The sequence below is a fragment of the Pseudoalteromonas sp. SWXJZ94C genome (genome assembly GCF_015864385.1).
Classification (GTDB): domain Bacteria; phylum Pseudomonadota; class Gammaproteobacteria; order Enterobacterales; family Alteromonadaceae; genus Pseudoalteromonas.
Genome location: NZ_JADYXF010000032.1, coordinates 12,468 through 39,254, shown reverse-complemented (window position 1 = coordinate 39,254; position 26,787 = coordinate 12,468). Strand labels below are relative to the sequence as shown.

The 26,787-nt window shown below is 39.4% G+C and carries 27 protein-coding genes and 1 tRNA gene; 20 read left to right on the top strand and 8 right to left on the bottom strand.

Annotated features, from left to right (window positions below; all coding sequences use genetic code 11):
* Window positions 1-18 precede the first annotated feature (18 nt).
* The 3 genes from galK to galE are packed head-to-tail and all read right to left on the bottom strand — an operon-like array spanning window position 19 to window position 3,236.
* Window positions 19-1,167: a galactokinase gene (galK, locus tag I6F65_RS14325; protein ID WP_024610421.1), complete on the bottom strand. Its 1,149-nt coding sequence runs from the start codon at window positions 1,165-1,167 to the stop codon at window positions 19-21.
* A complete protein-coding gene (locus I6F65_RS14320; protein ID WP_197113505.1) occupies window positions 1,157-2,221 on the bottom strand; it encodes a UDP-glucose--hexose-1-phosphate uridylyltransferase in 1,065 nt (354 codons plus the stop codon). The genes galK and I6F65_RS14320 overlap by 11 nt, the downstream gene beginning before the upstream one ends.
* A 1-nt stretch (window position 2,222) precedes the next feature.
* Entirely contained in the window at window positions 2,223-3,236 is a 1,014-nt protein-coding gene (gene galE, locus I6F65_RS14315) for a UDP-glucose 4-epimerase GalE (RefSeq protein ID WP_197113502.1), read from the bottom strand.
* A gap of 266 nt (window positions 3,237-3,502) precedes the next feature.
* On the opposite strand from galE, the gene I6F65_RS14310 reads away from it, so the two are divergent.
* Both I6F65_RS14310 and I6F65_RS14305 read left to right on the top strand, forming a co-directional pair.
* Complete coding sequence (locus I6F65_RS14310) at window positions 3,503-4,321, top strand: SDR family NAD(P)-dependent oxidoreductase (protein WP_024610424.1); 819 nt, start codon at window positions 3,503-3,505, stop codon at window positions 4,319-4,321.
* Complete coding sequence (locus I6F65_RS14305; RefSeq protein WP_166109354.1) at window positions 4,321-4,674, top strand: putative quinol monooxygenase; 354 nt, start codon at window positions 4,321-4,323, stop codon at window positions 4,672-4,674. Before I6F65_RS14310 ends, I6F65_RS14305 begins: the two co-directional genes overlap by 1 nt.
* A gap of 108 nt (window positions 4,675-4,782) precedes the next feature.
* Here I6F65_RS14305 and I6F65_RS14300 read toward each other — a convergent pair whose 3' ends face one another.
* Window positions 4,783-5,025, bottom strand: coding sequence for a YdcH family protein (locus tag I6F65_RS14300; RefSeq protein ID WP_024610426.1), 243 nt, complete (start codon window positions 5,023-5,025; stop codon window positions 4,783-4,785).
* A gap of 227 nt (window positions 5,026-5,252) precedes the next feature.
* Between I6F65_RS14300 and I6F65_RS14295 the strand changes: the two genes are divergently transcribed.
* The 8 genes from I6F65_RS14295 (at window position 5,253) to speD (ending at window position 13,089) form a co-directional block, all read left to right on the top strand.
* Window positions 5,253-5,834, top strand: coding sequence for an aminodeoxychorismate/anthranilate synthase component II (locus tag I6F65_RS14295; RefSeq protein ID WP_197113499.1), 582 nt, complete (start codon window positions 5,253-5,255; stop codon window positions 5,832-5,834).
* 47 nt (window positions 5,835-5,881) lie between these two features.
* Window positions 5,882-7,042 (top strand): HDOD domain-containing protein, encoded by a 1,161-nt coding sequence (locus I6F65_RS14290; protein ID WP_166109352.1) that lies wholly within the window; start codon window positions 5,882-5,884, stop codon window positions 7,040-7,042.
* 379 nt (window positions 7,043-7,421) lie between these two features.
* On the top strand, window positions 7,422-8,627 hold the full coding sequence (locus I6F65_RS14285; RefSeq protein WP_197113496.1) for an aspartate aminotransferase family protein: 1,206 nt from the start codon (window positions 7,422-7,424) through the stop codon (window positions 8,625-8,627).
* Between the two features lie 85 nt (window positions 8,628-8,712).
* On the top strand, window positions 8,713-9,729 hold the full coding sequence (gene astA, locus I6F65_RS14280; RefSeq protein WP_166109351.1) for an arginine N-succinyltransferase: 1,017 nt from the start codon (window positions 8,713-8,715) through the stop codon (window positions 9,727-9,729).
* A 15-nt stretch (window positions 9,730-9,744) separates the two neighbouring features.
* Window positions 9,745-11,214 carry a succinylglutamate-semialdehyde dehydrogenase gene (gene astD / locus I6F65_RS14275; RefSeq protein WP_024610431.1) on the top strand — a complete coding sequence of 490 codons (1,470 nt, stop codon included), beginning with the start codon at window positions 9,745-9,747 and terminating at the stop codon, window positions 11,212-11,214.
* 125 nt (window positions 11,215-11,339) lie between these two features.
* Window positions 11,340-11,687, top strand: coding sequence for a DUF3802 family protein (locus I6F65_RS14270; RefSeq protein WP_166109350.1), 348 nt, complete (start codon window positions 11,340-11,342; stop codon window positions 11,685-11,687).
* 87 nt (window positions 11,688-11,774) lie between these two features.
* Window positions 11,775-12,188, top strand: a complete 414-nt coding sequence (locus I6F65_RS14265) for an OsmC family protein (RefSeq protein ID WP_024610433.1) — start codon at window positions 11,775-11,777, stop codon at window positions 12,186-12,188.
* A gap of 88 nt (window positions 12,189-12,276) precedes the next feature.
* Window positions 12,277-13,089: an adenosylmethionine decarboxylase gene (speD, locus tag I6F65_RS14260; RefSeq protein WP_002958864.1), complete on the top strand. Its 813-nt coding sequence runs from the start codon at window positions 12,277-12,279 to the stop codon at window positions 13,087-13,089.
* Between the two features lie 60 nt (window positions 13,090-13,149).
* On the opposite strand, the gene I6F65_RS14255 is transcribed toward speD, so the two are convergent.
* Window positions 13,150-14,433, bottom strand: a complete 1,284-nt coding sequence (locus I6F65_RS14255; protein ID WP_197113493.1) for an aromatic amino acid transport family protein — start codon at window positions 14,431-14,433, stop codon at window positions 13,150-13,152.
* Between the two features lie 131 nt (window positions 14,434-14,564).
* A complete protein-coding gene (locus I6F65_RS14250; protein WP_197113490.1) occupies window positions 14,565-14,735 on the bottom strand; it encodes a hypothetical protein in 171 nt (56 codons plus the stop codon).
* Window positions 14,736-14,871: 136 nt separating this feature from the next.
* On the opposite strand from I6F65_RS14250, the gene I6F65_RS14245 reads away from it, so the two are divergent.
* Together I6F65_RS14245 and I6F65_RS14240 are read left to right on the top strand one after the other, a co-directional pair.
* Complete coding sequence (locus tag I6F65_RS14245; RefSeq protein WP_197113523.1) at window positions 14,872-15,669, top strand: alpha/beta fold hydrolase; 798 nt, start codon at window positions 14,872-14,874, stop codon at window positions 15,667-15,669.
* A gap of 310 nt (window positions 15,670-15,979) precedes the next feature.
* Entirely contained in the window at window positions 15,980-18,844 is a 2,865-nt protein-coding gene (locus I6F65_RS14240; protein WP_197113487.1) for a hypothetical protein, read from the top strand.
* A gap of 185 nt (window positions 18,845-19,029) precedes the next feature.
* On the opposite strand, the gene cysQ is transcribed toward I6F65_RS14240, so the two are convergent.
* The gene (gene cysQ, locus I6F65_RS14235) at window positions 19,030-19,800 is read right to left on the bottom strand and encodes a 3'(2'),5'-bisphosphate nucleotidase CysQ (RefSeq protein WP_166109345.1); all 771 of its coding nucleotides are present in this window, start codon (window positions 19,798-19,800) and stop codon (window positions 19,030-19,032) included.
* 236 nt (window positions 19,801-20,036) lie between these two features.
* Window positions 20,037-21,464: a siroheme synthase CysG gene (gene cysG / locus I6F65_RS14230; RefSeq protein ID WP_197113484.1), complete on the bottom strand. Its 1,428-nt coding sequence runs from the start codon at window positions 21,462-21,464 to the stop codon at window positions 20,037-20,039.
* 281 nt (window positions 21,465-21,745) lie between these two features.
* On the opposite strand from cysG, the gene deoC reads away from it, so the two are divergent.
* From deoC to rplJ, 8 genes are all read left to right on the top strand, one after another.
* Entirely contained in the window at window positions 21,746-22,492 is a 747-nt protein-coding gene (gene deoC / locus I6F65_RS14225) for a deoxyribose-phosphate aldolase (protein WP_197113480.1), read from the top strand.
* Window positions 22,493-22,502: 10 nt separating this feature from the next.
* Entirely contained in the window at window positions 22,503-23,351 is an 849-nt protein-coding gene (locus tag I6F65_RS14220) for an SPFH domain-containing protein (RefSeq protein WP_166109342.1), read from the top strand.
* Between the two features lie 106 nt (window positions 23,352-23,457).
* A tRNA-Trp gene (locus tag I6F65_RS14215) sits at window positions 23,458-23,534 on the top strand.
* A gap of 132 nt (window positions 23,535-23,666) precedes the next feature.
* The gene (gene secE / locus I6F65_RS14210; RefSeq protein WP_002958877.1) at window positions 23,667-24,044 is read left to right on the top strand and encodes a preprotein translocase subunit SecE; all 378 of its coding nucleotides are present in this window, start codon (window positions 23,667-23,669) and stop codon (window positions 24,042-24,044) included.
* A gap of 4 nt (window positions 24,045-24,048) precedes the next feature.
* Entirely contained in the window at window positions 24,049-24,606 is a 558-nt protein-coding gene (gene nusG, locus I6F65_RS14205) for a transcription termination/antitermination protein NusG (RefSeq protein WP_024610772.1), read from the top strand.
* A gap of 212 nt (window positions 24,607-24,818) precedes the next feature.
* Window positions 24,819-25,247, top strand: a complete 429-nt coding sequence (gene rplK / locus I6F65_RS14200; RefSeq protein WP_024610771.1) for a 50S ribosomal protein L11 — start codon at window positions 24,819-24,821, stop codon at window positions 25,245-25,247.
* 3 nt (window positions 25,248-25,250) lie between these two features.
* Window positions 25,251-25,955 carry a 50S ribosomal protein L1 gene (rplA, locus tag I6F65_RS14195; protein ID WP_024610770.1) on the top strand — a complete coding sequence of 235 codons (705 nt, stop codon included), beginning with the start codon at window positions 25,251-25,253 and terminating at the stop codon, window positions 25,953-25,955.
* Between the two features lie 323 nt (window positions 25,956-26,278).
* Window positions 26,279-26,773, top strand: coding sequence for a 50S ribosomal protein L10 (gene rplJ / locus I6F65_RS14190; RefSeq protein WP_024610769.1), 495 nt, complete (start codon window positions 26,279-26,281; stop codon window positions 26,771-26,773).
* Window positions 26,774-26,787 lie beyond the last annotated feature (14 nt).

The window sequence follows — 26,787 nt, the reverse complement described above, 5'->3', positions numbered from 1 at the left end:
TGCCTTTTTATTTTAGTTTTAAAAAGAAGTAATTTGTAACCCTGAGCCCGCTGAACATACGTAAATATCAGCATTTAAGTTAAAGCGTGCGTGGTAGTGCTGTTTAACTGCAGCTTTAATAAGTGGCACTTCAGTATCGCGACATAAACATACTATTGCGCCACCAAAACCACCACCAGTCATACGTACTGCTCCGCGCTCACCCATAGCTTCTTTGCAAATTTCTACTAGACCATCGGTTGCTGGTACGGTTACTTCAAAATCGTGTTTAAGCGATTGATGCGATGCAGCCATTAATTCGCGAAGCGCATCCATATCGTTATTTTGTAGTGCAGTTGTTGCTGCTATTACACGATCGTTTTCGCTAATAACATGATGCGCACGTTTATATTCGTTTTCGCTTAATGTTACTTTAGCAGCTTGCAGCTTTTGCATTGTTGCTTGGCGAAGTGTTTTAACACCCATTTTTTCTGCGGCTTGTTCGCAGTCAATACGGCGTTGGTTATATTCGCTATCAACCAATTTACGCGGGTAATTTGAGTTAACAATAACAATGTTTAAATCATCAGGTACTTTAATCGATTTGGTTGCTAGGTTTTCACAGTCGATTAAAAGTGCATGCCCATTCTCGCCTTTAGCTGAAATAAGCTGATCCATAATGCCACACTGGCAATGCATAAAGTCATTTTCGGCTTCTTGACCAAGCAGGGCTATTTGCTCTTCTTTTAAACCTAATTGTGCAATATGGTTAAACATGCCGCCAACAGCAACTTCTAATGCGGCAGATGACGATAAGCCACTGCCTTGCGGTAAGTTACTATCAATAAGTAGGTCAGCACCACGTAATGTATGGCTTGCTCGTTTAAGCACAAAAGCCACAGCACGAATATAGTTACCCCATTGCGATTGACCTTCGCTGATAGCCTCATCAATACTGAAGCTGTCTTGCTCACCAGGGTAATTTAAAGAGCGCACTGTAATTGTGTTGTCGTCGCGCTGTTTAAACATAACTTGGGTGCGAAACTCCAACGAACACGGTAAAACAAAGCCGTCGTTGTAATCGGTAAATTCACCAATTAGGTTTACACGACCAGGAGCGGCAGCAATACCTTGCGCAGGCGCACCGTACAGTGACAAAAATTGTTGTTGGAATTCGTTAAGCTTCATCTGTGTGTCCTGCTGTATCTTTATAATGTGTGGTACTCGCTGCTTGTAAAATAGAGGCAGCAGTTTCTGCGCTTAAATCGCGCTGGCTTTCGCCTAGCATTTCGTAGCCTACCATGTGCTTTTTAACGGTTGCTGAGCGAAGTAGCGGCGGGTAAAAGTGTGCATGCAAACACCAATGTTGCTCATCAGAGCCTCTATTAGCCGGAGCATTATGCCATCCCATTGAGTATGGGAAGCTGCAATTAAATACGTTGTCGTACTTAGTTGTTAATACTTTTAATGCGTGGGCTAATGAATCAGTTTGTGCATCATTTAGCTGGCTAAAGTTTTGAATATTATCTTTAGTTACAAGCATTGTTTCAAACGGCCATGCAGCCCAAAATGGAACAACAACAAGCCAATGTTCGCTTTCGAATACAACGCGAGTTTTATCTGCTTGCTCTTTTTGCACGTAATCGGCAAGCATGGCTGTACCGTGCTTTTTATAATAGGCAAGCTGCTGGTTGTCTTCGGCTTCAATTTCGGTTGATAAATGCGAGTGAGCCCATACTTGCCCATGAGGGTGAGGCTGCGAGCAACCCATTATCTCACCTTTGTTTTCAAAAACTTGTACGCATTTATATTGCTCGGTAAGTTCTGTGTAATTTTGTTTCCAGGTTTTTACTATTTCATGCAGCGCGTTTTGGCTAAGCTCTGGTAGTGTTTTATTATGCTCTGGAGAAAAACAAATTACGCGGCATTCGCCACTGGCTTCGTCGGTAATAAATAAGTCGTTGTCTGACTCTGTGCTTTGTGGCTGCTTACTGGTATTAGGTGTTAATGCGCCAAAGTCATTTCTAAATACGTGTGTGTATTTATAATCTGGGTTGCTGTCGCCATTTGCACGGGTATTACTTGGGCAAAGCGGACAGTTTTCATCGTGTTTTGGTAATACGCTTTCGCTAACTGCTTCTGTTGCGCCTAACCATGGGCGGTTATTACGATGTGGTGAAACTAATACCCAACGACCCGTTAGCGGATTTTTACGTCTGTGAGTACTTTCTAATAAAGCCATATTAACTCTCCAACCCACTAGGGTAATTAGTTTGCCAGCGCCATGTATCGTCTGTCATGTCGTTAAGTGTTAGTTTTGCGTGCCAGTTAAGCGTATTTTGCGCTTTAGTTGCATCGGCATAGTTGCATGCAATATCGCCAGCACGGCGTGGTGCACTTTGATAAGGAATGTTTTTACCCGCTGATGCGCTAAATGCCTTAATCATATCAAGTACAGAATAACCTTGCCCCGTACCTAAGTTATAAGCATGAAAGGCGGTATCTGTTTTATGCTGCATAAATGCTGCTACATGACCTTTAGCTAAATCTAAAACGTGAATATAGTCGCGCACGCCGGTGCCATCTTCAGTGTCGTAATCGTCACCAAAAATATTAACTACCTCTCGTTTGCCTACCGCCGTTTGTGCAATAAAAGGCATTAAGTTATTAGGAATGCCATTAGGGCTTTCTCCTAGTAAACCACTTGGGTGTGCGCCTACAGGGTTAAAGTAACGCAGTGCAATGCCCATAAATTTGCTGTTGGCATTACATACATCTTGCATGGCTTGTTCAACCATAACTTTAGTCCAACCATATGGGTTAGTTGCGCGTATAGGGTGCTTTTCGTCAATAGGTAAGTAGTCGGGCTCGCCGTACACAGTGGCCGATGAGCTAAATATAATGTGATTAACGTCTGCTTCTTGCATGCTTTGTAACATACTTAATGTGCCCGACACATTATTTTGATAATAACGAAGCGGTTGCTCAGTTGATTCCCCAACCGCTTTTAAAGCAGCAAAGTGAAATACAGCTTCGGCTTTAGTGTGCTTTAGCGCGAGTTTAAATTGTTGTTCGTCTTGAATGTCACCCAAAATAAACTCAAATCGGGTGCCTGTAATCTTTTCGAGTTGATCAAGTACACGAGGGCTCGCATTAGATAAGTTATCGTAAATAACAGGCGTAATGCCTGCTTCATGTAATGCAATACATGTGTGACTACCTATGTAACCCATACCGCCTGTGACTAAAACCTTCATGTTTTTTCTCGAAAGAGTATTTATATGATAAATACTACTATTAAGGGGGTGTAAAAACAATAGTAATGATCTGAGCTAAATTCAAATAAAAGAATAAAAAACATTCGCTCATTGGCTCTTAGCATTATCAATTAATTATATAAAGTGATTCAACTGTGCGGCTAATTATCAGTGTTGTGCAAGGGTGTTACGATAGCTACATAATTTACTTTAAGATTGTAGTTAGGCTTTTTACTACCTTAACGCTGCACAGATAGGGCATATAAATGAAAAAAACTATTTTAATTACAGGTGCAACAGACGGCATTGGTTTAGAAACTGCAAAAATGCTACTAGCCCAAGGTCATACTGTATTGCTACATGGTCGTAATCAAGAAAAGCTTAATAATGTACAAGCAATGCTAAACGAGCAATACCCGCAGGCAAGTACTCAAATTTATGTGAGTGATTTTAGCGAAATGACACAGGTACGTTATTTGGCAGGGCAGGTAAGTGCTGATCATAAACAACTCGACGTACTTATTAATAACGCTGGTGTATACAAGCTTGAAAACATAACTACACCTGATGGGTTAGATGCGCGCTTTGCTGTAAATACATTTGCACCATATTTACTAACTAAATTACTTTTGCCGCTATTAAATAAAAATGCACGCGTAGTTAACGTGTCATCTGCTGCGCAATCAAGTGTTAACTTTGATGCGCTTATTGGCAATAAAGCGATTTCAGATAACGCTGCTTATGCACAAAGTAAGTTGGCTATTACCATGTGGTCGCGTTATTTAGGGCTTAAATTAAAAGAGACAGGTCCGCTAGTTGTATCAGTAAATCCAAAGTCACTACTGGGTAGTAAAATGGTTAAGGATGCGTACGGGTTAGATGGTGGCGATTTAAAATTAGGTGCCGATATTTTTTGCCGAGCTGCGCTTAGTGATGAATTTAATAATGCCGCAGGTTTATATTTTGATAACGATGCGGAGTGTTTTGCACCACCACATTTGGATGCATTAAACGAGACTAAAAACCAACAACTCGTTGATACATTAGATAGCGTTTTAGCACAGCTTAAATTAGGTGAATTATAATGAATACTGATATTACGTGGACTGTTGAAGGTACTATTAAAGCTGGTAAAAAAGATCAATTTTTAGTGGTTATGCAGCAATTAATAGCGGCAGCAAAAAATGAAGTAGGTACCATAATGTATGAATGGACGCTAAGCGACGATGAATCAAGCGTACATATATACGAGCGTTATATAAATGAAGATGCAGCTAAAGCTCATTTAGCGCAGTGGGATACTAACGGACCACTGTTTTTAGATGTTGTCGACGTGACTAGAATAACAGTATTTAGTGAACTTAATGACGATTTTAAAGCTGCTCTTGCAGGTCCAAATACTGTGTTTATGAATCCAGTTGGTGGTTTTACTAAGTAACCGGAGCTTTGGTTAGGTAATACTCATTTTTGATTTAATACGAGTAAGGGCTCACTGTTTGCAGTGAGCCCTTATTTATAAAAGTTACTTTAGCTTTATACTTTAACTTTATTCTGCTTGTAATAAGCGCTGGTATAGCCAGTCTTTTAATTCTGAGCGGTCATATTTTAGTTGATGCATTTGCTCATCGCTAATTGGCGCATCCTTGAGTTCTAATACTCTAATTTCTTTATCTAGCTTATCGTATTTATCCGCTTTTTTAGCAAACTCAGTGTCGCTTTCATTTAGCTCTGCAATGGTATTTAAGTGATCTGGAAAATCATTAGTTAATGAGTGTTCTTCGCCTAACATATTCGCTCCTTAATAGGATATAAATGAACTCACAAGTAAGTGAGTTGTTTAAGTGAATTACTACTTATTCATATAATATACTGGGGTTCGTATAATCATAAATCAACCACCTGGCTTTTTATTTCCTTCATATACTTTTACAAATCACTGACACTTATACATGCTTGAGTTAGAATGCATTGTGCGGAAATACCCGCGATAAATAACTACTTTGAGTGCTTTATTACATGCTTTTAATGATCGATAACTACGATTCGTTTACTTATAACTTAGTGCAGTATTTTCAGCGATTAGATCAAGACGTATTAGTTAAGCGTAATGACGAGCTAAGCATTGCACAAATTAAACAGTTAAATCCGCAGCACATAGTTTTATCACCTGGACCATGCACACCTAACGAAGCCGGTATTTCGTTAAATGTAGTTGAGCAACTAAAAGGGTTGTATCCCATATTAGGGATCTGTTTAGGGCATCAAACTATTGCGCAGGCACTGGGTGGTGATGTGGTTCGAGCAAAAAAAGTAATGCATGGTAAAACTTCACCAATAATTCATATTAATAAAGGTGTGTTTAACGGTTTAGTTAATCCGTTAACGGTTTGTCGCTACCATTCTTTAGCTGTTAAAGCACAAACGTTACCTAAAGAGCTAGAAGTAACCGCATGGACTCAAACTGAGCAAGGTGAGTTTGACGAAATAATGGGTTTATTACATAAAGAGCTAGCTATTGAAGGGGTGCAGTTTCATCCTGAGGCTATTTTAACGCAACACGGTTTAAAACTGCTTGATAACTTTTTAACTCGCTTCTAAAGTTATAATACTTGAGTGCATTTTATACTTACTAATGACTGGATGTAATGACCGAACTCGTATCGCAACAACGTACTGCAAAAATGCTCGACCAACGAGCCCACGATTTATTGTTGGGTCATAGTTTTGCACACCAGCAAATTGGCTTTATTAATACATTAGATATTGATTACGGCGAACCAATGAAGCAACGTACCTTATTAGAGGTAGAGATTGCAGCGCAAAATGTACGCCAACAAAGTAGTACAGCTCATCACAAATACCGTGCTCAAGCGAGCGAGCAGCTTCATAAAGTAATAGAAACTGCAATATATAAACAGCTTAACGACATAGATGCAGTTATTAAAAGTACAATCGGAATTGAAGACAGTGTTGCTACTATAATTGATATTTTAGCTGTTAAATCAGCTTCTGTAGGGCGTTTAGAGCCGCTGGTTAATGATTTAAGTTGGCTTGGTCGAGAATTAGTAACGCTAGTTAACTTACCGTATTATCGAAACCAGCGTAGTAAAAACACCTCAGTAAAGGTGGACAGCCCCGCGTTAGCGCTACGTTATATTGGTTTAGATAATTTACAGTTAGTAATCCCTACTTTTGCAGTACGCCATTGGATGCCACATAGCACAGAGCCATTTTCATTATTAAAGCGCAGGTTACGAGACAGTGCCATGGCAAATGCGATTGCGGCACAAAAGATTGCACAAATAAATAATGTAAACGATATTCATGCGTTTACTCTCGGTATGCTTTTAGATGTGGGTCGAATTGCGTTAGTGCGTTTGTATTTAAAAACGTTTGATCAAGTATGGAAGCGTAAAATACAAATTGCTCGTGAAGAAAATCAAAAAAATCTACATACAGCATTATTAGAGTTACAGCCTGATCCGCTTTTTTTAACCAACTTGCTTAGCAATAAATCGATAGCAGTAAGTGCCAAAGTAATAGATAAAATGGCTTTTAAATATTTACCGTTTAAAGGTGTAATGCAACAGTTAGAAAACGGGGTCGATAAGGGTGATACATTACTGCCTTTAACTGAGGTAATGTTAAAGGCGCGTTGTTACGCTCAATATTTAAATTTAAAAGAGCATCAGCTTATTGAGCCCGACGAATTAGCAACGTGGTTTTCGTACTTTAAGTTCACTAAAACGGAACTAAAAACCCTCGAAACAAGCAATTTTACCAATCTAGCTATTCAAATTGACTAAAAAATTGAAATTTTTGTTAATTAATTAGCGACTAATCATTCATTCTAATCCTATTGTTATATCGCATATTTAATGCTTAAACCGCATGCGCCTCAGTGCCCATGCGGTTAGTTACTTAAAACTGGTCATAATTAACTATGCAAATAGTTATTCACTATCTATGAAATAATATCTTTAGCCCTTTATTTTAAAGGGATACATGAAAGTTTTTAACGAGACAGATATCAGTAATTCTGAAATAATGTGCGTCTGAAAATTGAACCACAAAGCAATTTTGCGCAATTATCAGAGTACTGATCTTGCCTATAAAGTTGGTTACAAATATTAACCAAACACCTATTTTGATGTTTTGTGTTGCTCACAATTAAGAGGAAATAAAATGACAGTCAATCGCGAATTATTTGATCACGTAATGGTTCCTAACTACGCACCTTCAAGCGTAATTCCTGTTCGAGGCGAAGGCTCTCGCGTATGGGATCAAGAAGGTCGAGAGTTTATCGACTTTGCTGGTGGTATTGCAGTTAACTGTCTTGGCCATTGCCACCCTGCATTAGTAGGCGCATTAAAAGAGCAAGGCGAAAAAATCTGGCATCTATCAAATGTAATGACCAATGAGCCGGCACTTCGCCTAGCTAAAAAAATGGTTGATGCTACATTTGCTGAAAAAGTTTACTTTGCTAACTCAGGCGCAGAAGCAAACGAAGCCGCGCTTAAATTAGCGCGTCGTTTTGCACTTGATAAATACAGCGCAGAAAAATCACAAATCATCGCGTTCAACAAAGGTTTCCACGGTCGTACATTCTTTACCGTAACTGTTGGCGGTCAAGCTGCATATTCAGATGGTTTTGGTCCTAAGCCTGGCGACATTGTACATTGTGATTACAACGACCTAGCTGCTTTTGAAGCGCTTATCAGCGACAAAACATGTGCCGTAATGATGGAACCTCTACAAGGTGAAGGCGGTATTGTTTCACCAACTGACGAGTTTGCTCAAGGCGTTCGTGATTTATGTACTAAACATAACGCACTGCTTATTTTTGATGAAGTACAAACAGGTGTTGGTCGTACTGGCGATTTATACGCATACCAAGGCTTAAACGTAGTACCTGATATTTTAACTTCAGCTAAAGCACTTGGCGGCGGTTTTCCAATTGGCGCTATGATCACAACAACTGAGATTGCACAGCACCTTAAAGTAGGTACTCATGGTTCTACTTATGGCGGCAACCCGCTTGCGTGTGCTGTTGCAGAAGCAGCATTTGATACAGTAAATACACCAGAAGTACTTGCTGGCGTAAAAGCTAAAGCAGCATTATTTAACGAGCTAATTACTGCGGTTAACGAAAAATACAACGTATTTAGCGAAATCCGTGGCCAAGGTTTATTAATTGGCGCGGTAGTTAACGAGCAATACAAAGGTCGTGCAAAAGAGTTTTTAGTTGCAGGTACTGAGCAAGGCCTTATGTCATTAGTTGCTGGTGCAGACGTAGTACGTTTTACTCCATCTTTAGTAATTCCTGATGCGGACATTCGCGAAGGTATGGCACGCTTTGAAAAAGCAGTTGCAAGCGTAGTAAACGCATAAGCGACTTAAGCCAACCAATTAAGGGCAAGCACTGCTTGCCCTGCAATTCCTATTTACCGTTATTTATAAGGGAGCAAGCGGACTCATGATGATCCTTCGCCCAATCCAGCAAAATGATTATTCAGCATTACTGAAAATTGCCCACGAATCTGGGCATGGTTTTACATCTTTGCCATTAAACGAAGAACTATTGCAAAAGAAATTAGACCATTCTGTAAGTTCATTTGCTAAGCAAACGTCACAACCCGGTGACGAAGGCTACCTGTTTGTTCTTGAAGATAGCGAAACCGGTGAAGTTGTAGGAACGTCTGCAATTGAAGCTGCGGTAGGGCTTGATGATGCGTTTTATCATTATCACTTAAGTAAAGTGATTCACTCTTCGCGTACATTAAATGTATACAAAGCCGTTGATATTTTAACGTTATGCAACGACTACACAGGCGCTACAGAGCTTTGCACACTGTTTTTAAAAGATGGCTATCGTAAAAATTGTAACGGTAAACTGCTTTCAAAAGCGCGCTTTATGTTTATAAAGCAACATCAAGAGCGTTTTGCGCAAACAGTAATTGCAGAAATGCGCGGTGTGTCTGACGAAAATGGCAGCAGCCCTTTTTGGCAGTGGCTAGAAGAGCACTTTTTCTCAATGGATTTTCCTACAGCCGATTACCTAACAGGTATTGGGCAAAAGGTTTTTATTGCCGAATTAATGCCTAAATACCCAATTTACGTAAACTTGCTAAGTAAAGATGCGCAAGCTGTAATAGGTAAAGTACACGACAACACACGCCCAGCAATCGAATTATTAAAAAGCGAAGGCTTTACGTTTAATGGCTACGTAGATATTTTTGACGGCGGCCCAACGGTTGAAGCAAAAGTAGATAACATTGCGACTATTCGTAATGCAAATCACTTTAACGTTGAAATTGGCGAAATGACTGGCGACACCATGGTGTTACTAGCCAACGAAAAGCTTGAAGATTTTAGAGCAACCGTTGCGCCAATGACATTTGACGAGCGAGCAAAAAGTCTTATTTTATCGCAAGAAATAGCAGATGCATTGCATTTGCAAGTTGGCGATATTGTTAGTGCAACCACGATTTAATTTAGGAGAAAGTATATGACTCATCCTGCACAATTTATAAATGGTCAATGGTCACAAGGCCAAGGCACAGAATTTAATTCAGTAAACCCTGCAAATAACGACGTTATTTGGCAGGCCTCATCAGCAACTGCGGCGCAAGTAGATACCGCAGTAAATGCAGCGCGCGAAGCGTTTTATGCATGGGCTGATAAAAGCTTTACTGAGCGTTTAGAAATAGTTAAAGCATTCGCAGCGCAATTAAAAGAAAACAGCGAAGAGCTCGCTATTACTATCGCACAAGAAACAGGTAAGCCACTGTGGGAAACTCGCACAGAAGCGGGTGCTATGGTTGGTAAAATTGCTATTTCTGAAAAAGCATTTTTAGATCGCACCGGCGACGTAGAAAACGCAATGCCACTTGGGCGCGCGATGATCCGTCATAAGCCACATGGTGTTGTAGCCGTATTTGGCCCGTATAACTTTCCGGGTCACTTACCTAATGGCCACATTGTGCCAGCGCTTTTAGCAGGTAACACGGTTGTATTTAAACCATCTGAGCTTACTCCTAAAGTGGCTGAGCTTACGCTTAAACTGTGGGAAAAAGCAGGTTTACCAGCAGGTGTAATTAACCTTGTACAAGGTGAAGTAGAAACGGGTAAGGCCCTTGCTGCTCATAAAGGTATTGATGGCTTGTTCTTTACGGGTTCTTCTCGTACTGGTCATATTTTACATGAACAGTTTGCGGGTCAGCCTGGTAAAATTTTAGCGTTAGAAATGGGTGGTAATAACCCACTTATTATTACTGACGTTGAAGATACTAAAGCGGTTGTTCACGATATTATTCAATCTGCGTTTATTTCAAGTGGTCAACGTTGTACGTGTGCACGTAAACTATTTTTACCAGCAGGTAGCAAAGGCGATGTGATACTTGAGCGTTTAATCACAGCAACTAAAGCGATTAAAGTAGGTAACTATGACGATGCAGACCAGCCGTTTATGGGCTCTATGATCTCATCAGCTGCAGCCTCAGGTATGGTTAAAGCGCAAAACGAACTTGTTGAGCTTGGCGGTCAAGTATTAGTAGAGCTTGAGCACACAGCCAATACTGGCTTTGTAACACCAGGTATTATTGAGTGTACAAATATTAGTGACTTCCCAGATGAAGAGCATTTTGGACCACTTTTAAAAGTATTTCGCTTTGACGACTTTGACCAAGCAATTGATAAAGCAAACGATACAACCTTTGGTTTATCGGCTGGTTTATTAAGTGATAGTGCAGCAGATTACGACCACTTTTTACGTCGTATTCGTGCAGGTATTGTTAACTGGAACCGACCAATTACTGGCGCATCAAGCGCAGCACCATTTGGTGGTATTGGCGCTTCGGGCAATCACAGAGCAAGCGCGTATTACGCAGCCGACTACTGTGCATACCCAGTTGCTTCAGTAGAGCTTGAAAAAGTAGCTATGCCAGCAACATTAAGCCCTGGCTTAAAAATAGATTAAGTACTACTTAATTACTATAAAAGCAGCTTCGGCTGCTTTTTTTGTATTGCTACCGTGCAAAGCTAGTAATCAACAGAGCTTTCTGCTTAAATCAACATAATTAATTATTTAAAGGCGGTAAAAAAATGGTTTTAGATAGGCCAGGATACAACGACTTGATCATGTATCTAACTCAAAATTTAGCATTGTTTGAGAAACCAGGCGAAATAAAACCAGGTGCACCAACGGTTATGGAATTAATCGAAGATGTTATTGCACATAATGTAATGCTAATTTGCCAACAGCATACAAGCCTCAATATAGAACAGCGTAGCCTTATTGTTCGTGAAGTTGACGGCATAGTTTACGATTTAGAAGAAGTCCTCAGCAGCATCACCTCACAGCCTGTCACAGTCGAACAGCATGCATTTATAGATGAGTTTGCCGGTTTAGTTAAAAACTTATTCGATAATGCGGTTACACAAGGCTCTTAACTCTTTATATAGCCGTGCAGTATATTTTAATTTGCAACTACGGCTAACTTGCTTACAATCAAGAAAATATTTTTTTGAGATATAACAATGCAAGCAAATGTAAAATGGGTTGAAGGCGATACATTTATTGGTCGTTCGAATTCTAATCATAATGTTGTTTTTGATGGCGGCAGTGATAGCGCAGCACCAAGCCCAATGGAAATGGTTTTAATGTCGGTTGGTTGTTGCTCGTCAGTTGATGTTGTAAGCATTTTAAAAAAAGCTAAACAAGATTTTTCAGATGTACAAGTACAACTAAGTGCAGAGCGCGCCGAAACCGCTCCCCGTGTGTTTACTAAAATCAACTTACACTTTGTTGTTAAAGGCAATAATGTATCTGAAAAGCACCTTGCACGCGCCGTTTCACTCTCTGCTGAAAAGTATTGTTCGGTCGCATTAATGCTTGATAAAACAGTAGAAATTACGCATAGCCACGAAGTTGTGCAAGATCAAGGAAAATAACGCTTTTTCCATGAGGAAAATTCGTATAAAATCCGCGAACTTTTCATTCTGCAGGTGCAGAACCCACTAATTTATAGGTTGGTTTATTATGAACAAACCCTTCGATAAACTTAAACTTCATGGCTTTAATAATTTAACCAAAAGTTTAAGCTTTAGTATTTACGATATTTGCTATGCAAAAACCGAGCAGCAACGTAAAGAATATATTGAATATATCGATGAGCAGTACAGTGCAGATAGACTAACCGACATTTTAGGTGAAGTTGTTGATATTATTGGTGCTAACATTTTAAATGTAGCGCGCCAAGATTATGAACCGCAAGGTGCTAGTGTAACAATTTTGGTTTCAGAAGAGCCGGTAGAAGAACAGCAAAATTATGATGCTGACGAAGCGCCGGGTCCGTTACCTGATTCAGTAGTTGCGCACCTAGATAAAAGTCATATTTGTGTACACACATACCCAGAAGCTCACCCTGATGATGGTATTTGTACATTCCGTGCTGATATTGAAGTTTCTACTTGTGGCATTATTTCGCCTCTTAAAGCGTTAAACTTCTTAATCCATAGTCTTGAGTCAGACGTAGTGACGATTGACTACCGTGTACGTGGTTTTACCCGCGATATTAACGGTGTTAAGCATTACATTGATCATGCTATTAGCTCGATTCAAAACTTTATGACAGAAGATACAAAAGAAGCGTACCAAATGATGGACGTGAACGTGTATCAAGAAAATCTGTTTCACACAAAAATGATGTTAAAAGAAACCGACTTAAACACGTATTTATTCGGTCTTTCTACTGATGATTTGTCTGAGGGTGAAGAAGAGCAAATTCGCTCTAAACTGACTCGTGAAATGCAAGAAATATTCTATGGTCGTAACTTGCCAGATACAGAATAATAGCAACGAATTAAATTAAAAATGGCGCTCAATGAGCGCCATTTTTTTATTTAAAAAATATTACTTAAGCATACTGTATAAAAGTGCAAACACTGCGAGTAAGCCAACCGCTAATATAAATAGCGTGCTAAAGCGATTACGATACTTATTAAGTGCAGGCACTTTATAAACCGCAATCATTGGCATAATAAATAAAATCATCGCAATAATAGGGCCTGATAATTGATCCATCATATCTAAAATACTTGGGTTTTTAACAGCGCAAAACCAAATAGCTAAAAACATAATAAACACGCCAATTTTATCGGCAACCTTAGCACTCAAGCTTGTTTGTTTTGTCACTAATCCTGTAAAGCTTTCGCGTGCACCTAAAAAATGACCCAAAAACGATGACGTAATCGCAATAAAAGCAACAAGCGGCCCAAGTGTGGCAATAAACGAGTTATCAGTAATGTTAGCAAGGTAGGATAAAACCGATACGTTAGCCGCTTTAGCTGCTGCCATTTGCTCGCCTGTAAGCGACAGCACACAAGAAAATACAAATAACAGTACAAACGTAATAAGTAGCAAGCTAGTACGCTTTAAAATCGCCTCAGACTTACGTGTAGCCTGATCCCCATAATGACCGCGTTGCACGTTTACAAAACTTGAAATAGCCGCTGCATGGCTAAACGAAAACACAATTATAGGAATCGACAACCACAGTGTTTTACCAAAGCTGCCTATTTCAGGCACACTCACATTTGGCATTTGCCAGCTAGGAATTAAATAAAGCGATAAAAAGAATAATATACCCACAAGCGGATACACTAAAATAGCAAAGGCACGCAGCATTAAACGCTCGCCACCCATCATTAAACTAATCATACCGGCTACCAGTACGCCCGAAAGCAGAACACGAGATGGCGATTCTAGCCCCATCTGGTTAACCATAAAACTATCAACAGTATTGGTTAGACCCACACCGTAGATAAGCAAAATTGGGAATATAGATAAAAAGTACAACAAGGAAATTAATCGACCCGCAGTCACACCAAAGTGTTCTTCAACGACATCGGTAAAGTCGGCATCTTTGTTTTTTGACGACAATACAAAACGTGCTAATCCACGGTGAGCAAAAAAGGTCATTGGGAACGCTAAACACGCCATAATAATTAACGGCCAAAAACCGCCAATACCAATGTTAATAGGCAAAAATAAAATACCCGCGCCAACGGCGGTACCAAATAAACTTAATGTCCACTGCGTATCGTGCAGGTTCCATTTAGTTTTTGTGTTTGAACTTGAGTTTGTGTGTGTGTTTGTTGATGCATTTAAAAGCGTTGCATCTTGAGATGTTGTCATGTGTGTGTGTTCATCCATTATTTAAATAATAACTGCGCCGAAGGGTATAGTTTTTAGTTAAAAATTTCATGCTTTGAGGGTGTTTGTAGACTAATTAATTAGACCCAATAGCAGGACAAGTGTCATGAATACTAAACAGCGGTGTAAAAGTGAACAAACCCCTTAAATGGCAACACCACATTACAATTTACTGTAGGTTGGGTAGAGCGAAGCGAAACCCAACACGCCACGCCAGCAGCAAAGCCAAGATAGGCGATTTCCATAACGTGAAAATAGGGAAGGTCATTTTTATTGGTTTTCATTTAAAAATCATAATCAGCTCCCAAAAGCTGCTAAGTAGTTGCCATTGATCAGAACTTCATAAGAGATTTTTATTAAACTCCGTTATACTTCCTGCAATTGAATATGCCAAACGAAGTAAATAGGCCACTAACTGCAATGAGCAAAGACATTCTTTTCCATACTATTTTTCCACACGAAACCAGTAAAACATGGGTTGTATTTGTCCATGGAGCAGGTGGTAGTTCGGCAATCTGGTTTCGTCAGCTTAAAGCCTATAAAAAAGAATATAATGTGTTGTTGCTAGATCTTCGTGGTCATGGAAAATCGAATAACTTAGTACAAAACTTTGTTGATAATAATTATTCATTTAATAATGTCTCAAAAGACATTATCGACGTGTTAGACCATAACAATATCACCAGCGCACACTTTGTTGGTATTTCATTAGGTACAATTATTATTCGAAATATTGCTGAAATTGCGCCGCACTATGTTTCTAGCATGGTGCTAGGTGGAGCGGTTACTCGTTTTAATACTCGCAGTAATACATTGGTTTATTTAGGTAATACTTTTAAACACTTCTTGCCTTATATGTGGCTGTATCGCTTATTTGCTTTTATTATGATGCCGAAGAAGCGTCATAAAGAATCTCGACTTTTGTTTGTTCGTGAAGCAAAACGCTTGTGCCAAAAAGAGTTTATAAAATGGTTTAAATTAGCCATGGACGTAAATCCCTTAATGCAATATTTCAAAGAAAAAGACATTGATATTCCCATTCTGTACATTATGGGTAAGGAAGATCATATGTTCCTTGGTCCTGTTAAAGAAATGGTTAAGCGTCATAAAAATAGCGTACTGCAAACTATTCACCATTGTGGCCATGTCTGTAATGTGGAACGTCCTGACTTATTCAATAAGCACTCGCTTGCTTTTATCGCCCAGCAAAATCGTTAAGAGTTGTCGCTTTTAAAAAGCGTTCAATTAATGACACGCCCTAGAAAAAACTTATAACAGCCATCATTAGTTAATTGGATCAGGTCATTCTTTTTGGCTTTCGTCTTAAATTAAAAACAAGACCTGCCCCCTGAAGAAATAAAACTCAACTTATGAAGCGTAGGTTGGGTAGAGCGAAGCGAAACCCAACATGTCATAGCGCCATGCGAGTGTGAAGCGAAGAGAGGCGGTTTTATTTATTAAACTTGCTTATTCAATAATGTTCAATTGATATACACTGGCAAGGTAACGTATTGATAAGGATATTAAGTTGTCACAAGTTAAAAAACTCCGCATTACAGCCACACGTTGGCTTTCTCTTTTATTGTGCGCAATTACCGCCTCCACAATTACTGTATTTTTAAGCAAAGTCGGTTTTGTGCAAGAGTCCTATGCAGGCTGGGGCACTATTTTAAATCCTAATCCGGTTTTATATTACAGCAGCGCTTTTTTAGCGGGTATTGGCATAAAGCTGTTGCTTGATAAGTTTTATATATCGCATCCTAAACGCAGTATTGGGTTTAACTGGCGATACCCGCCAGTGACAATTGCTGTATTAGCGTCATTCTTTCTGACTGCTTTTTACATGCTAAGCACAGCACCAAAATTTGATGAAGCTGCATTATACGCACAAAGTTTTATGAGCTTAAAGTACCTAGCACTTACGTTTATTGGCATGCTAATAACCGTCATTTATCAGACAAAGCTTTATACCCAAAAGCCAATTTTTACTGCTGTATTGGTTGGTCTTAGTTTAATTTACATAGTTTTTGCTATCAGCCTGGGCGATATAGCGCCTGCCTTTAATGTCTTTATGTACCTAGCTGCTAGTTATTTTATATTGGCGGCTTACTTGTTATTTGATGAGTATAGGCAAAGTAAACAGCCAAGCATCACTATTGAAAATGAAGATGTAACCATTCAGGTAAACCCAGAGCTGAATAGCTTAGAAGATTTTCGAAAATGGTTTAAAGACGATTCGACTATTAAAAGCACAGAGGAATTAGAACCCGATTTACAGGTTTACGCCACGCGCATTACCGAGCGGCTACAAAATGGCGGTGATAAAGATGAAAAGGATTTAGCGCAGCACATAGCTTTATGTGGGCCTTATGGTTGCGGAAAAAGCAGTATCGTCGAAAGTATTGTGAATGATTTGGCAAAAAAGTCTGAAAAAGCGAGAGTCTGGATACACAGCGATATATCTACTTGGGGCGCAGCCACCGGCAGTGTTGCCCATGTTGTACTGAGCAATATTATTGATGATATAAGCCAGTACATTGATATGTGCGCTTTCCGTGCCTTACCTAAACATTATACCGAAGCGCTGAAATCAGGGGGGAGCGTATTTCAATTCGCTTCAACGTTACTTGCTGGCCCTGTTGATATTGAGGGCAGCTTTTTAAAGCTCAACGCAGTATTAAAAGTTACAAATCATAAATTACTGATTACTTTGCAAGATGTAGATCGTGGGACCGGCGATGAAAACGAAAAGCGCTTAAATGATATTGCTGCACTTTTGGATAGGTTAAAAAATCGGGATTTAAGTCATATTAATTTCATTATTGTAATGGGTAATGAAAATGAGATTGCAACAGTGATAATATCAAAAGGAACTGATTATAGGGAAGATGTTCTCAACGTTGATTTATCGTTATCAATAACTTCCTTTATTCAAGAGGGCCTCAAAGAGGCGTTGCACCTTAATAAGGTTATTATTTTATCTAATAACATGCCTACAGTCGAACTGAACCCTAATAGGATAGAAGATAGCTTTTCGGTACATGTATTTTGCAAACGTTCGGAATTTATGGAAGCTTTGAGAAAGAGAAATAACTTATTTATTGATGAGGTTAATGCTTTAAAAGCTGTAATTGTTTCAATTAGACAACTTAAAAAAATATTACGGCGAGTCAGTCAGTCTTGGAATTCTGAACGCTTAATGGGTGAGGTAAACCTACTTTCTTTATTAATGGTTTGTACTTTAAGAGAGGTTAAACCAGCTTATTTTACAGCACTTGAGAGTAACTATGACTTCCTTGTAAAACTAGGTACAGCAAATGTTACTCCAATAATTAAAAATATGATGAAGACAAATGATCCAACATATATTAAGTTTTTTATAACTATGTTAGGTCTAGTTCCTAGGGACTGTATTGAGCAAAAAAATGATACAGAATTAGCTAATGATATTGAGGTGCAAAAGTTAGATGCACTAAATCGAATAGCTGATAGTTTTGAAGATAAAGGTAAGGATGAATTAAGCCAATACCATTTAACTTTTAATAGGGCTTTGATGTCCACTCAGAGCTTAGGCGTTAATGATCCTAATGTTAATTATCTACAGAAAATTATAAAAGAGTCGCCTTTAAGAGAAGAGATAAATGAACAAACTATATTTTCAAGAATTCGTGATGGAAACGAACTTGAAGCATTAGCAAAAGAGTTATGTTGTGATGAGCAGTATCAATTGGTTTTACTGCGCTTCAAAGATGTTTTATTTAAAAGGTCATCGTCATTTACAAATAAAAATTTAAATAAAGTACTTTTTGACTATGTTGCGACTGAAGTTAAAAAAAATAAATATCAAAATGCTGAGAACTTTAAAGAACTTTTTACAAGGCTAGTAATAAAGATATTGAATAAAGATAACTTTCAGAGCGTGATTAAAGAGGTCGCTACTATTAATGATATTTATTTACTTTCAGCTATATTTACAGAAATAAAAAGAGAAGCAGAAAGAGCTAAATCGTCTGAGTTTGTAGAAGTTTTAAAGAAACAAAATTTTTCACTTATCGCTATGGACTTACTAGAACATGAAGTTACTTACGAAATACTGTGTATTATATCCCAAATAGGAAATGGAGCTGCAGGAAAACTAGGTAAGAGATATTTCGGTGGTCCAAAATATGAGTTTATTTTAGATCTTTTAAAAGATAAAGAAGATGACCAATCGCTAAAGATATTAATAGAAGTATTGTCTACAGATTTTAATGTAGATAAGTCCAACATATTTACTGCGGTAAGCTCACTAAATCAAGAGACGAAGTTAATATTTATCAATAGGTTGCATGGGTTAGAAAATACAGGTTTCAATGAGGATAAAAGAGTTAAGGCGATAAACATTTTAAGTTGAGAAACATTAGATTAGTTTATCTGCAGATAGGGGGCTATTTTTACTTGTGGTAATGCAAAGTGTCTATGTCTACGAATTAAAATGATGGGAAAATATATAAGTTGGGTTTCGTTCCACTCAACCCAACCTACGGTGTTTAGATCGACATAGAGCTGCTTTGGCTTAAGGCTCGCAGCTCTAGGCCCTTACTCTTCTATCGCACTCACCACAAAATACGGGTTTAAGTATTCATCTTTGGTGTTATAAATTAGCGGGCTGCCATCAAGTTGGGTGACTTTAGCACCGGCTATTTCGGCAATAGCATGGCCTGCACCGGTATCCCATTCGCAGGTTGGACCTAAGCGCGGGTAAATATCGGCGCTACCTTCGGCGACTAAACATAGTTTTAGTGAGCTGCCTTTTGACACCATTTCAACATCGTCAAAGCGTTTTACAAACTCGGCTAAATCGGGTGATGGGTGCGAGCGACTGCCTACAACACGTATTAACCCTTTGTTAGGCTTGGTCGTTACCTTAAGCTCTATTCGCTCATCGCCTTTATCTTTAAATGCACCAATAGCCTCTGCGGCTATGTACGATACGCCAAGAGCGGGAGCATCAACTACGGCTAAGATAGGAATACCGTTTTCGATTAAAGCTATATTTACGGTAAATTCACCATTCTTTTTAATAAACTCCTTAGTGCCGTCGATTGGGTCGACTAACCAGTAGCTTTTCCATGTTTGGCGTACATCCCAGCTTATATCAGCACTTTCTTCACTTAATACAGGAATGTCGGGAGTGAGCTGATGCAGCCCAGCAATAATTATTTTATGAGCTGCTAAATCGGCGTCGGTTACAGGGCTTTCATCAGCTTTGTATTCAACGTTAAAATCTTTTTCGTAAATACCCATTATGGCTTGGCCTGCTTTGCGGGCAAGTATTAGGGTTTCTTCTAGCAGTTCGGTTTGGTTCATGGGGTTAACCTATATTATGTGCTTTTGTTTTAGATACGTTATCAGTTGAGTAAGCGATTGGTCTAGCTGGTTTTACTTCTATCTAAATTATTTTTAGTTATTTTATATGCAGGTTTGTCTTTTTAATGAATGGAACTGCTATTTTGCTGTTTAATTAATCTGAACTTTGCTTAATTGGTTTATTATTCAAAGTTCAGATTAAAAGTGTTTTAGCGTATTTTTTGATTAGGTACTGGTTAGGTATTTGATACATCAGTTAGTGGTTGTGCAAAGCTACTTGTTTGCTCGTTTTGCCCAAACCAAGCTAATTGCGAGTGTAGGGCGGCTACTTCACCAATAATAAGTAATGCTGGCGATATAATATTGTTGCGTTCAATTAAGTCAGCAAGTTCACCTAAATGGCCTGTTACTACGCGTTGATTTTTACGTGTGCCATTTTCAATAACCGCTACGGGTGTATCGGCTTTGCGACCATGCTTTAAAAGCTCAGCTTGTATATGTGGCGATTTAATTACGCCCATATAAATAGCAAGCGTTTGATTGGCTTTAGCCAGTGACTGCCAATCAAGTTCTTGACCGTCTTTTTTACAGTGACCAGTTACAAACTGAATAGCTTGTGCGTGGTCGCGATGCGTTAGCGGAATACCCGCGTAAGCGCTACAACCAGCGGCAGCTGTTATACCTGGCACAATTTGATAATTTACATTGTTGGCTGCTAATACTTGTACTTCTTCACCGCCACGACCATAAATAAATGGGTCGCCGCCTTTAATTCGACATACTTTTTTGCCTTGTTTGGCAAGGTCGACCAGCATTTGGTTGGTATCTTCTTGGACAACGCTATGATCGCCCAAACGTTTGCCTACGCAAATAAGATCGGCGTCACGGCGTACCAGTTCCATTATTTCGTCAGACACTAAAAAATCATAAACGACTACGTCGGCTTGCTGCATAAGTTGCAAGGCTTTAAGTGTTAAAAGCTCTGGGTCGCCAGGACCCGCACCAACAACATACACTTCGCCTTCTGGCTCAGCTTTAGCATCTAGCATTTGCTCAAGTTGTTGCTCTGCGGCTTTTGTATCGCCTGTTTGTACTTTACTTACAACGGATGAGTCGAAAACGCCTTCCCAAAATTGACGACGGTCTGAAAAATGTTTAAAGCGTTGTTTTACTTTATTTCTAAACCCGCCAACTAACGTAGCAAGTGGACCTATATGTTGTGGAATAAGGGTTTCAAGTTTTTCACGTAAGCGGCGTGCCAGTACCGGCGCGGTGCCTGCGCTCGATATAGCAATAGTAATTGGGTCGCGGTCAACAATTGAAGGGAATATAAACGTACATTTAGGTTGATCATCAACCACGTTTACAAACACATTACGCGCGTTGGCAAGTTCAAACACATTGTTGTTTACCTCATCGCGGTCAGTTGCGGCAATAACCAGCATTTTACCGTCGAGATGTGATTCATCGAAGTAGGCATCAATAAGTGTGACTTCATTATTGTGTGCGTGTTCTTTTAGTTCATCACAAAACCAAGGTGCGACTAAAGTTACGTTTGCACGGGCTTTTAAAAACGCGCGACATTTGCGTAATGCGACCTCTCCACCGCCAACAACCAATACTGGTTTGTTGTCGAGTTTGGTAAAGATAGGTAAATACTGCACGTTTATAACACCCCTAAACAAATTCAAATAAAAAAACACGTTAACCTAGTAAGCAGAATATAGTGGCTATCAATAAGTAAAAAATAATTAAAACCAAGTTAATATAACCAAAGGTTATAACTGCTGCTATTTTTAGACCTAAGGCTTATTTAATAAGGCTTTACACATAATTGCAAGTGAATAGTAAGCTTATAGTGTTTGGTTATGAGCTATAGCGAGTTTATTTTAATTTGTTAATATGGGGCTATGTAACTTTGCACATAGTAAATGATGGAGTTTAAATGTCTGAACAACAAAAAAATGCGGTTTTAACGGTCACGTTAATGGATTTAACCAGTTTAAATGACGACGATAGCAAAGCAACTATTGAGGCTTTAGTTAACAGCATTGATCCAGTATTGGGCACTCCTGCTGCTGTATGTGTTTATAGTGGTTTTGTTGATGACGCTAAAATTGCATTAGCGGCACGAGAACTAAGCCATGTAAAAGTTGCCACGGTTACTAATTTCCCGTTAGGGGATGCTCCTTTAAGTGATGTAATTAACGAAACGCTTATAGCAATAGAGCGTGGTGCTGATGAAATAGACTTAGTAATTCCATATAAAGCATTAATTGCTGGCGATGAGCGCATGGTGCTTGAATACGTTAGCGAGAGTAAAAAGGCATGTGGTACACGTGCACGGCTTAAGGTAATTATAGAAAGTGGCGAGCTCAAAACACAGACACTAATAGCGCAAGCAACTGCCTTGGCAATTAAAGGTGGTGCTGACTTTGTTAAAACGAGTACGGGTAAAGTTGCTATTAATGCGACCCTTGAGTCGACAAAAATAATGCTAAATACAATTAAAAAATCAGGTAAGTTAATTGGTTTTAAAGCAGCGGGAGGGGTTAAAACAGTTGCTGATGCAACAGACTATCTAGCACTTACGCGTTCAATAATGGGCAATGATTACTTACACGCTGATACCTTTAGATTTGGTGCATCAAGCTTATTAAGTGACGTATATAAAACACTAAAGAGCAAATAGAGAACGAATAATGAGAATGAGAAATTCAGGAACACAAACACTGTTTAATAATTTATTTAAAGGTGTTTTAGTAATTGCTGTGGTTGGCTTTAGCTTAACGGCATGCACTAACCCAAGTACTCCTGCGGGAGAGGAAGGCTACGTATTCGAAAAGCCGCGTGTATTTGGTGAGGGCGGTTATCAAGGAACAATGAAAGGTCCATCTAATTATGGTATGTCGCTATTGCGTAATGAAGTAGTGAACATAGATATGCGACCTAATACATACACCGAGACATTTAGAATACTTGCTAATGATGATTTAAATATTAAATTTGATTTTCATGCAGTAATTGCGATTGAAAGTGGGTCAGTTAGAACTGTTGTGGAAGAATATGGCGCCGAAAATTGGTATAAGCGTTTTGTACGTGAAACATTTAGAACATATGTGCGTGATACAGTACAAAAATACGATAGTGGCGAGCTTAAAACAAATCGCGAGAAAATAGCAAAAGAAGTGACTCTGCGCCTGCAAGGTTATTTATCGACCACTCCATTTAAGCTAGCAAATGTTGTCGTTGGTAATATTAATTACCCCGATATTGTTGCTAATGCAGTTGAGAAAAAACTAGCCGCTCAGCAGTTATTGGCAGAAAAAGAAACACAAAAAGAAATAGCCCGAAAAGACGCTGAAATTAGGGTAGAAGAAGCTAAAGGTATTGCTCAAGCTCAAAAAATAATTAATGCGACGCTAACGGCTAATTATATTCAACATGAAGCGATTAATGCACAAATAATAATGGCATCGTCACCTAATCATACAACAGTGTATATTCCGGTTGGAAACAACGGCGTGCCAATTGTTAAAGGGGCCAATTAAGGCTTTTTAATATCAAGCTCTTAATTGTTTACAGAGATTTTGCATTACGGGTACCTTTTAGGCTTGTGTTAATGGCTTGCGTAAGTATAATAGGCATCCACTTTGCAGGGGCGTAGTTCCAATTGGTAGAACAGCGGTCTCCAAAACCGATGGTTGGGAGTTCGAGTCTCTCCGCCCCTGCCAGTTTTACTTAGAATTTGAGTAGTCTGAGATTAAAAACCGGTTTAAATTAAGTCTGTTTTTAAGTTTAGATTTTAATGGATTAACCCTGCCGTAGTGTAGGGTTGTTGTGTCTGTAGTTAAGGTAATAATATTATGAGCACGAATGTAGAAACACCATCAAGTGCGATGGAGTCAGTAAAGTGGTTAGTAGCAATCGCGCTACTTGCAGGCGCAGTTGTTGGTAATCATATGTATGCAGATCAGTCTGTATTGCTACGTGCTATCGGCGTTGTTGTTGCAATAGCGGCTGGATTAGCAATTGCCTCGCAAACCTTTAAGGGACGTAACTTTCTTGCTTTTGCTAAAGAAGCTCGAATTGAAGTACGCAAAGTTATTTGGCCAACGCGTCAAGAAACTACCCACACGACATTAATTGTAATGGTTGCAACGGTGATTATGGCACTTATCCTTTGGGGATTAGATGGCATTTTATTTCGCGCTGTTGGCTTTTTAACTGGATTGGAGATCTGATCCCATGTCGGATGAGAATAACGAAATTAAATTACGCTGGTATGTAGTACAAGCTTTTTCTGGTTACGAAAAGCGTGTAGCACAAACATTAGTCGAACATATCAAAATCGAAGGTCTTGAAGCGAGCTTTGGTGAGATACTAGTACCAACTGAAGAAGTTGTTGAGATGCGCGCTGGTCAAAAGCGTAAATCTGAGCGTAAATTCTTCCCAGGTTATGTATTAGTACAAATGGATATGAACGATAAGAGCTGGCACTTAGTGAACAGCACTGAACGCGTAATGGGCTTTATTGGTGGTACGTCTGATCGTCCTGCTCCAATTAGCCCTAAAGAAGCAGAACGTATTCTTAACCGTCTACAAGAAAATGCTGAAGCGCCTAAACCTGCTACATTGTTTGAACCAGGTGAAGTTGTACGTGTTACAGATGGACCATTTGCAGACTTTAGTGGCGTAGTTGAAGAAGTTGACTACGAAAAGAGCCGCGTAAAAGTATCTGTACTTATTTTTGGTCGTTCTACACCAGTTGAACTTGAATTTGGTCAAGTTGAGCAAGATAAGTAATTGATTAAAAAAGCTTCGCTAATATTTTAGTAAATATTGGCATGAAGCTTGAAAAAGGCCGTTGATTATCTTATAATCAACGGCCTTTTTGTATTAAGGTAAATTTATTTTTACTTTACAAAAAGTACGAAACCAATTTTTAAACTGGGAAGCCGCTAGAGTACGCGTCCTCGCGCGCACAAGGCTAAGACCCACCTAATGAGGTATTTATAATGGCTAAAAAAGTTGAAGCTCTAATAAAGCTACAAGTTGCCGCTGGTATGGCTAATCCTAGTCCTCCAGTTGGTCCAGCACTAGGACAACACGGTGTAAACATCATGGAATTCTGTAAAGCGTTTAACGCACGTACAGAATCTATCGAAAAAGGCGCTCCAGTTCCTGTAGTGATCTCTGTTTACGGCGACCGTTCTTTTACGTTCGATATGAAAACACCACCTGCAGCTTACTTACTTAAGAAAGCAGCTGGTATCAAATCAGGCTCAGGCCGTCCTAACACTGATAAAGTAGGCACAGTAACTCGTGCTCAACTTGAAGAGATTGTTGAGACAAAACGAGCTGACCTTACAGCGGCTGATATGGACGCTGCGGTTCGCACTATCGCAGGTTCTGCGCGTGCGATGGGCTTGAACGTAGAGGACTAAGAAATGGCTAAATTAACTAAACGTATGCGTACTATCCGCGAAAAAGTGGAAGTAACAAAAGATTACGAGATCAATGAAGCAATTGCTCTTTTAAAAGAGTTAGCGACAGCTAAATTCGTAGAAAGTGTTGACGTTGCTGTTAACCTTGGTATCGATGCTCGTAAATCTGATCAAAACGTTCGTGGTGCTACTGTACTACCTAACGGTACTGGTCGTGACGTTCGTGTTGCTGTATTCACTCAAGGCGCTAATGCAGAAGCTGCAAAAGAAGCCGGTGCTGAATTAGTAGGCATGGAAGATCTTGCTGAGCTAGTTAAAAAAGGCGAGATGAATTTTGACGTTGTTGTTGCATCACCAGACGCTATGCGTGTTGTTGGTCAACTAGGTCAAATCTTAGGTCCACGTGGTCTAATGCCAAACCCTAAAACTGGTACTGTAACGCCTAACGTTGCAGAAGCAGTTAAAAATGCTAAAGCTGGTCAAGTACGTTACCGTAATGACAAGAATGGCATCATCCATACTACTATTGGTAAGGTTGATTTCACAGCTGAGCAGCTTCAACAAAATCTTGAGTCACTAATTGTTGCACTTAAGAAGGCTAAGCCTTCTCAAGCTAAAGGTATTTACTTGAAGAAAGTAACTATCTCTACAACAATGGGCGCAGGTGTTTCTGTTGACCAAGGCACTTTAAGCACAACTGTAGCTTAATTTAGTGTTTACATGGCGTGAAATTTGTACTATAATTTCGCGCCATTTTGTTGATTAATTTATTAATTGGCAAAGTAAAGAATTCGGGTTGAAGTCTATAATTTCGTTGCACCTTAGGGTAAAACGATAAATTAGGCTTCCGTCCAAGACCGTAGGTGGCTTCGGCCTTAATATTCACCTACGTAGACGGTGTAGACCCCAGATAGATTTTTCCTAATCCTTCTGGCTCTCGCCGTAAAAAGCATCTCTACCTTGTTTGGTAGGGAAGAGTAGAACCGGGGAAACCGATAATCGGTACCCCCATTAAACCAGGAGTAACACCCATGGCTTTAAATCTTCAAGGCAAAAAAGCAATAGTTGCTGAAGTCAACGAAGCAGCCAATGGTGCTCTATCTGCAGTTGTTGCAGATTCTCGTGGTGTAACAGTTGGCGCAATTACTGCCCTTCGTAAAGAAGCTCGTGCAAATGGTGTTTGGATGAAAGTTGTCCGTAACACTCTAGCAAAACGTGCTCTTGAAGGAACAGATTTTGAGTGTCTTTCTGATTCATTTGTTGGTCCAAGCTTAATCGCTTTCTCATCAGAGCATCCAGGTGCTGCTGCGCGTATCTTTTCAGATTTCGCGAAAAAGAATGAGAAATTCGAGCTTAAAACGGCCGCTTTTGAAGGAAATGTTGTTGATGCAGCAATGCTTGCTACATTACCTACATACGATGAAGCTGTTGCACGCTTAATGAGTGCTATGAAAGAAGCGTCTGCTGGCAAATTGTGTAAAACAATTGAAGCAGTACGTCTACAGAAAGAAGAGCAAGCTGCTTAATTTTAAGCTGTTTA

Coding starts and splice junctions, on each gene's coding strand:
- galK (WP_024610421.1), bottom strand. CDS start 1,167: ATGAAGCTTAACGAATTCCAACAACAATTTTTGTCACTGTACGGTGCG.
- I6F65_RS14320 (WP_197113505.1), bottom strand. CDS start 2,221: ATGGCTTTATTAGAAAGTACTCACAGACGTAAAAATCCGCTAACGGGT.
- galE (WP_197113502.1), bottom strand. CDS start 3,236: ATGAAGGTTTTAGTCACAGGCGGTATGGGTTACATAGGTAGTCACACA.
- I6F65_RS14310 (WP_024610424.1), top strand. CDS start 3,503: ATGAAAAAAACTATTTTAATTACAGGTGCAACAGACGGCATTGGTTTA.
- I6F65_RS14305 (WP_166109354.1), top strand. CDS start 4,321: ATGAATACTGATATTACGTGGACTGTTGAAGGTACTATTAAAGCTGGT.
- I6F65_RS14300 (WP_024610426.1), bottom strand. CDS start 5,025: ATGTTAGGCGAAGAACACTCATTAACTAATGATTTTCCAGATCACTTA.
- I6F65_RS14295 (WP_197113499.1), top strand. CDS start 5,253: ATGCTTTTAATGATCGATAACTACGATTCGTTTACTTATAACTTAGTG.
- I6F65_RS14290 (WP_166109352.1), top strand. CDS start 5,882: ATGACCGAACTCGTATCGCAACAACGTACTGCAAAAATGCTCGACCAA.
- I6F65_RS14285 (WP_197113496.1), top strand. CDS start 7,422: ATGACAGTCAATCGCGAATTATTTGATCACGTAATGGTTCCTAACTAC.
- astA (WP_166109351.1), top strand. CDS start 8,713: ATGATGATCCTTCGCCCAATCCAGCAAAATGATTATTCAGCATTACTG.
- astD (WP_024610431.1), top strand. CDS start 9,745: ATGACTCATCCTGCACAATTTATAAATGGTCAATGGTCACAAGGCCAA.
- I6F65_RS14270 (WP_166109350.1), top strand. CDS start 11,340: ATGGTTTTAGATAGGCCAGGATACAACGACTTGATCATGTATCTAACT.
- I6F65_RS14265 (WP_024610433.1), top strand. CDS start 11,775: ATGCAAGCAAATGTAAAATGGGTTGAAGGCGATACATTTATTGGTCGT.
- speD (WP_002958864.1), top strand. CDS start 12,277: ATGAACAAACCCTTCGATAAACTTAAACTTCATGGCTTTAATAATTTA.
- I6F65_RS14255 (WP_197113493.1), bottom strand. CDS start 14,433: ATGACAACATCTCAAGATGCAACGCTTTTAAATGCATCAACAAACACA.
- I6F65_RS14250 (WP_197113490.1), bottom strand. CDS start 14,735: ATGAAAACCAATAAAAATGACCTTCCCTATTTTCACGTTATGGAAATC.
- I6F65_RS14245 (WP_197113523.1), top strand. CDS start 14,872: ATGAGCAAAGACATTCTTTTCCATACTATTTTTCCACACGAAACCAGT.
- cysQ (WP_166109345.1), bottom strand. CDS start 19,800: ATGAACCAAACCGAACTGCTAGAAGAAACCCTAATACTTGCCCGCAAA.
- deoC (WP_197113480.1), top strand. CDS start 21,746: ATGTCTGAACAACAAAAAAATGCGGTTTTAACGGTCACGTTAATGGAT.
- I6F65_RS14220 (WP_166109342.1), top strand. CDS start 22,503: ATGAGAATGAGAAATTCAGGAACACAAACACTGTTTAATAATTTATTT.
- secE (WP_002958877.1), top strand. CDS start 23,667: ATGAGCACGAATGTAGAAACACCATCAAGTGCGATGGAGTCAGTAAAG.
- nusG (WP_024610772.1), top strand. CDS start 24,049: ATGTCGGATGAGAATAACGAAATTAAATTACGCTGGTATGTAGTACAA.
- rplK (WP_024610771.1), top strand. CDS start 24,819: ATGGCTAAAAAAGTTGAAGCTCTAATAAAGCTACAAGTTGCCGCTGGT.
- rplA (WP_024610770.1), top strand. CDS start 25,251: ATGGCTAAATTAACTAAACGTATGCGTACTATCCGCGAAAAAGTGGAA.
- rplJ (WP_024610769.1), top strand. CDS start 26,279: ATGGCTTTAAATCTTCAAGGCAAAAAAGCAATAGTTGCTGAAGTCAAC.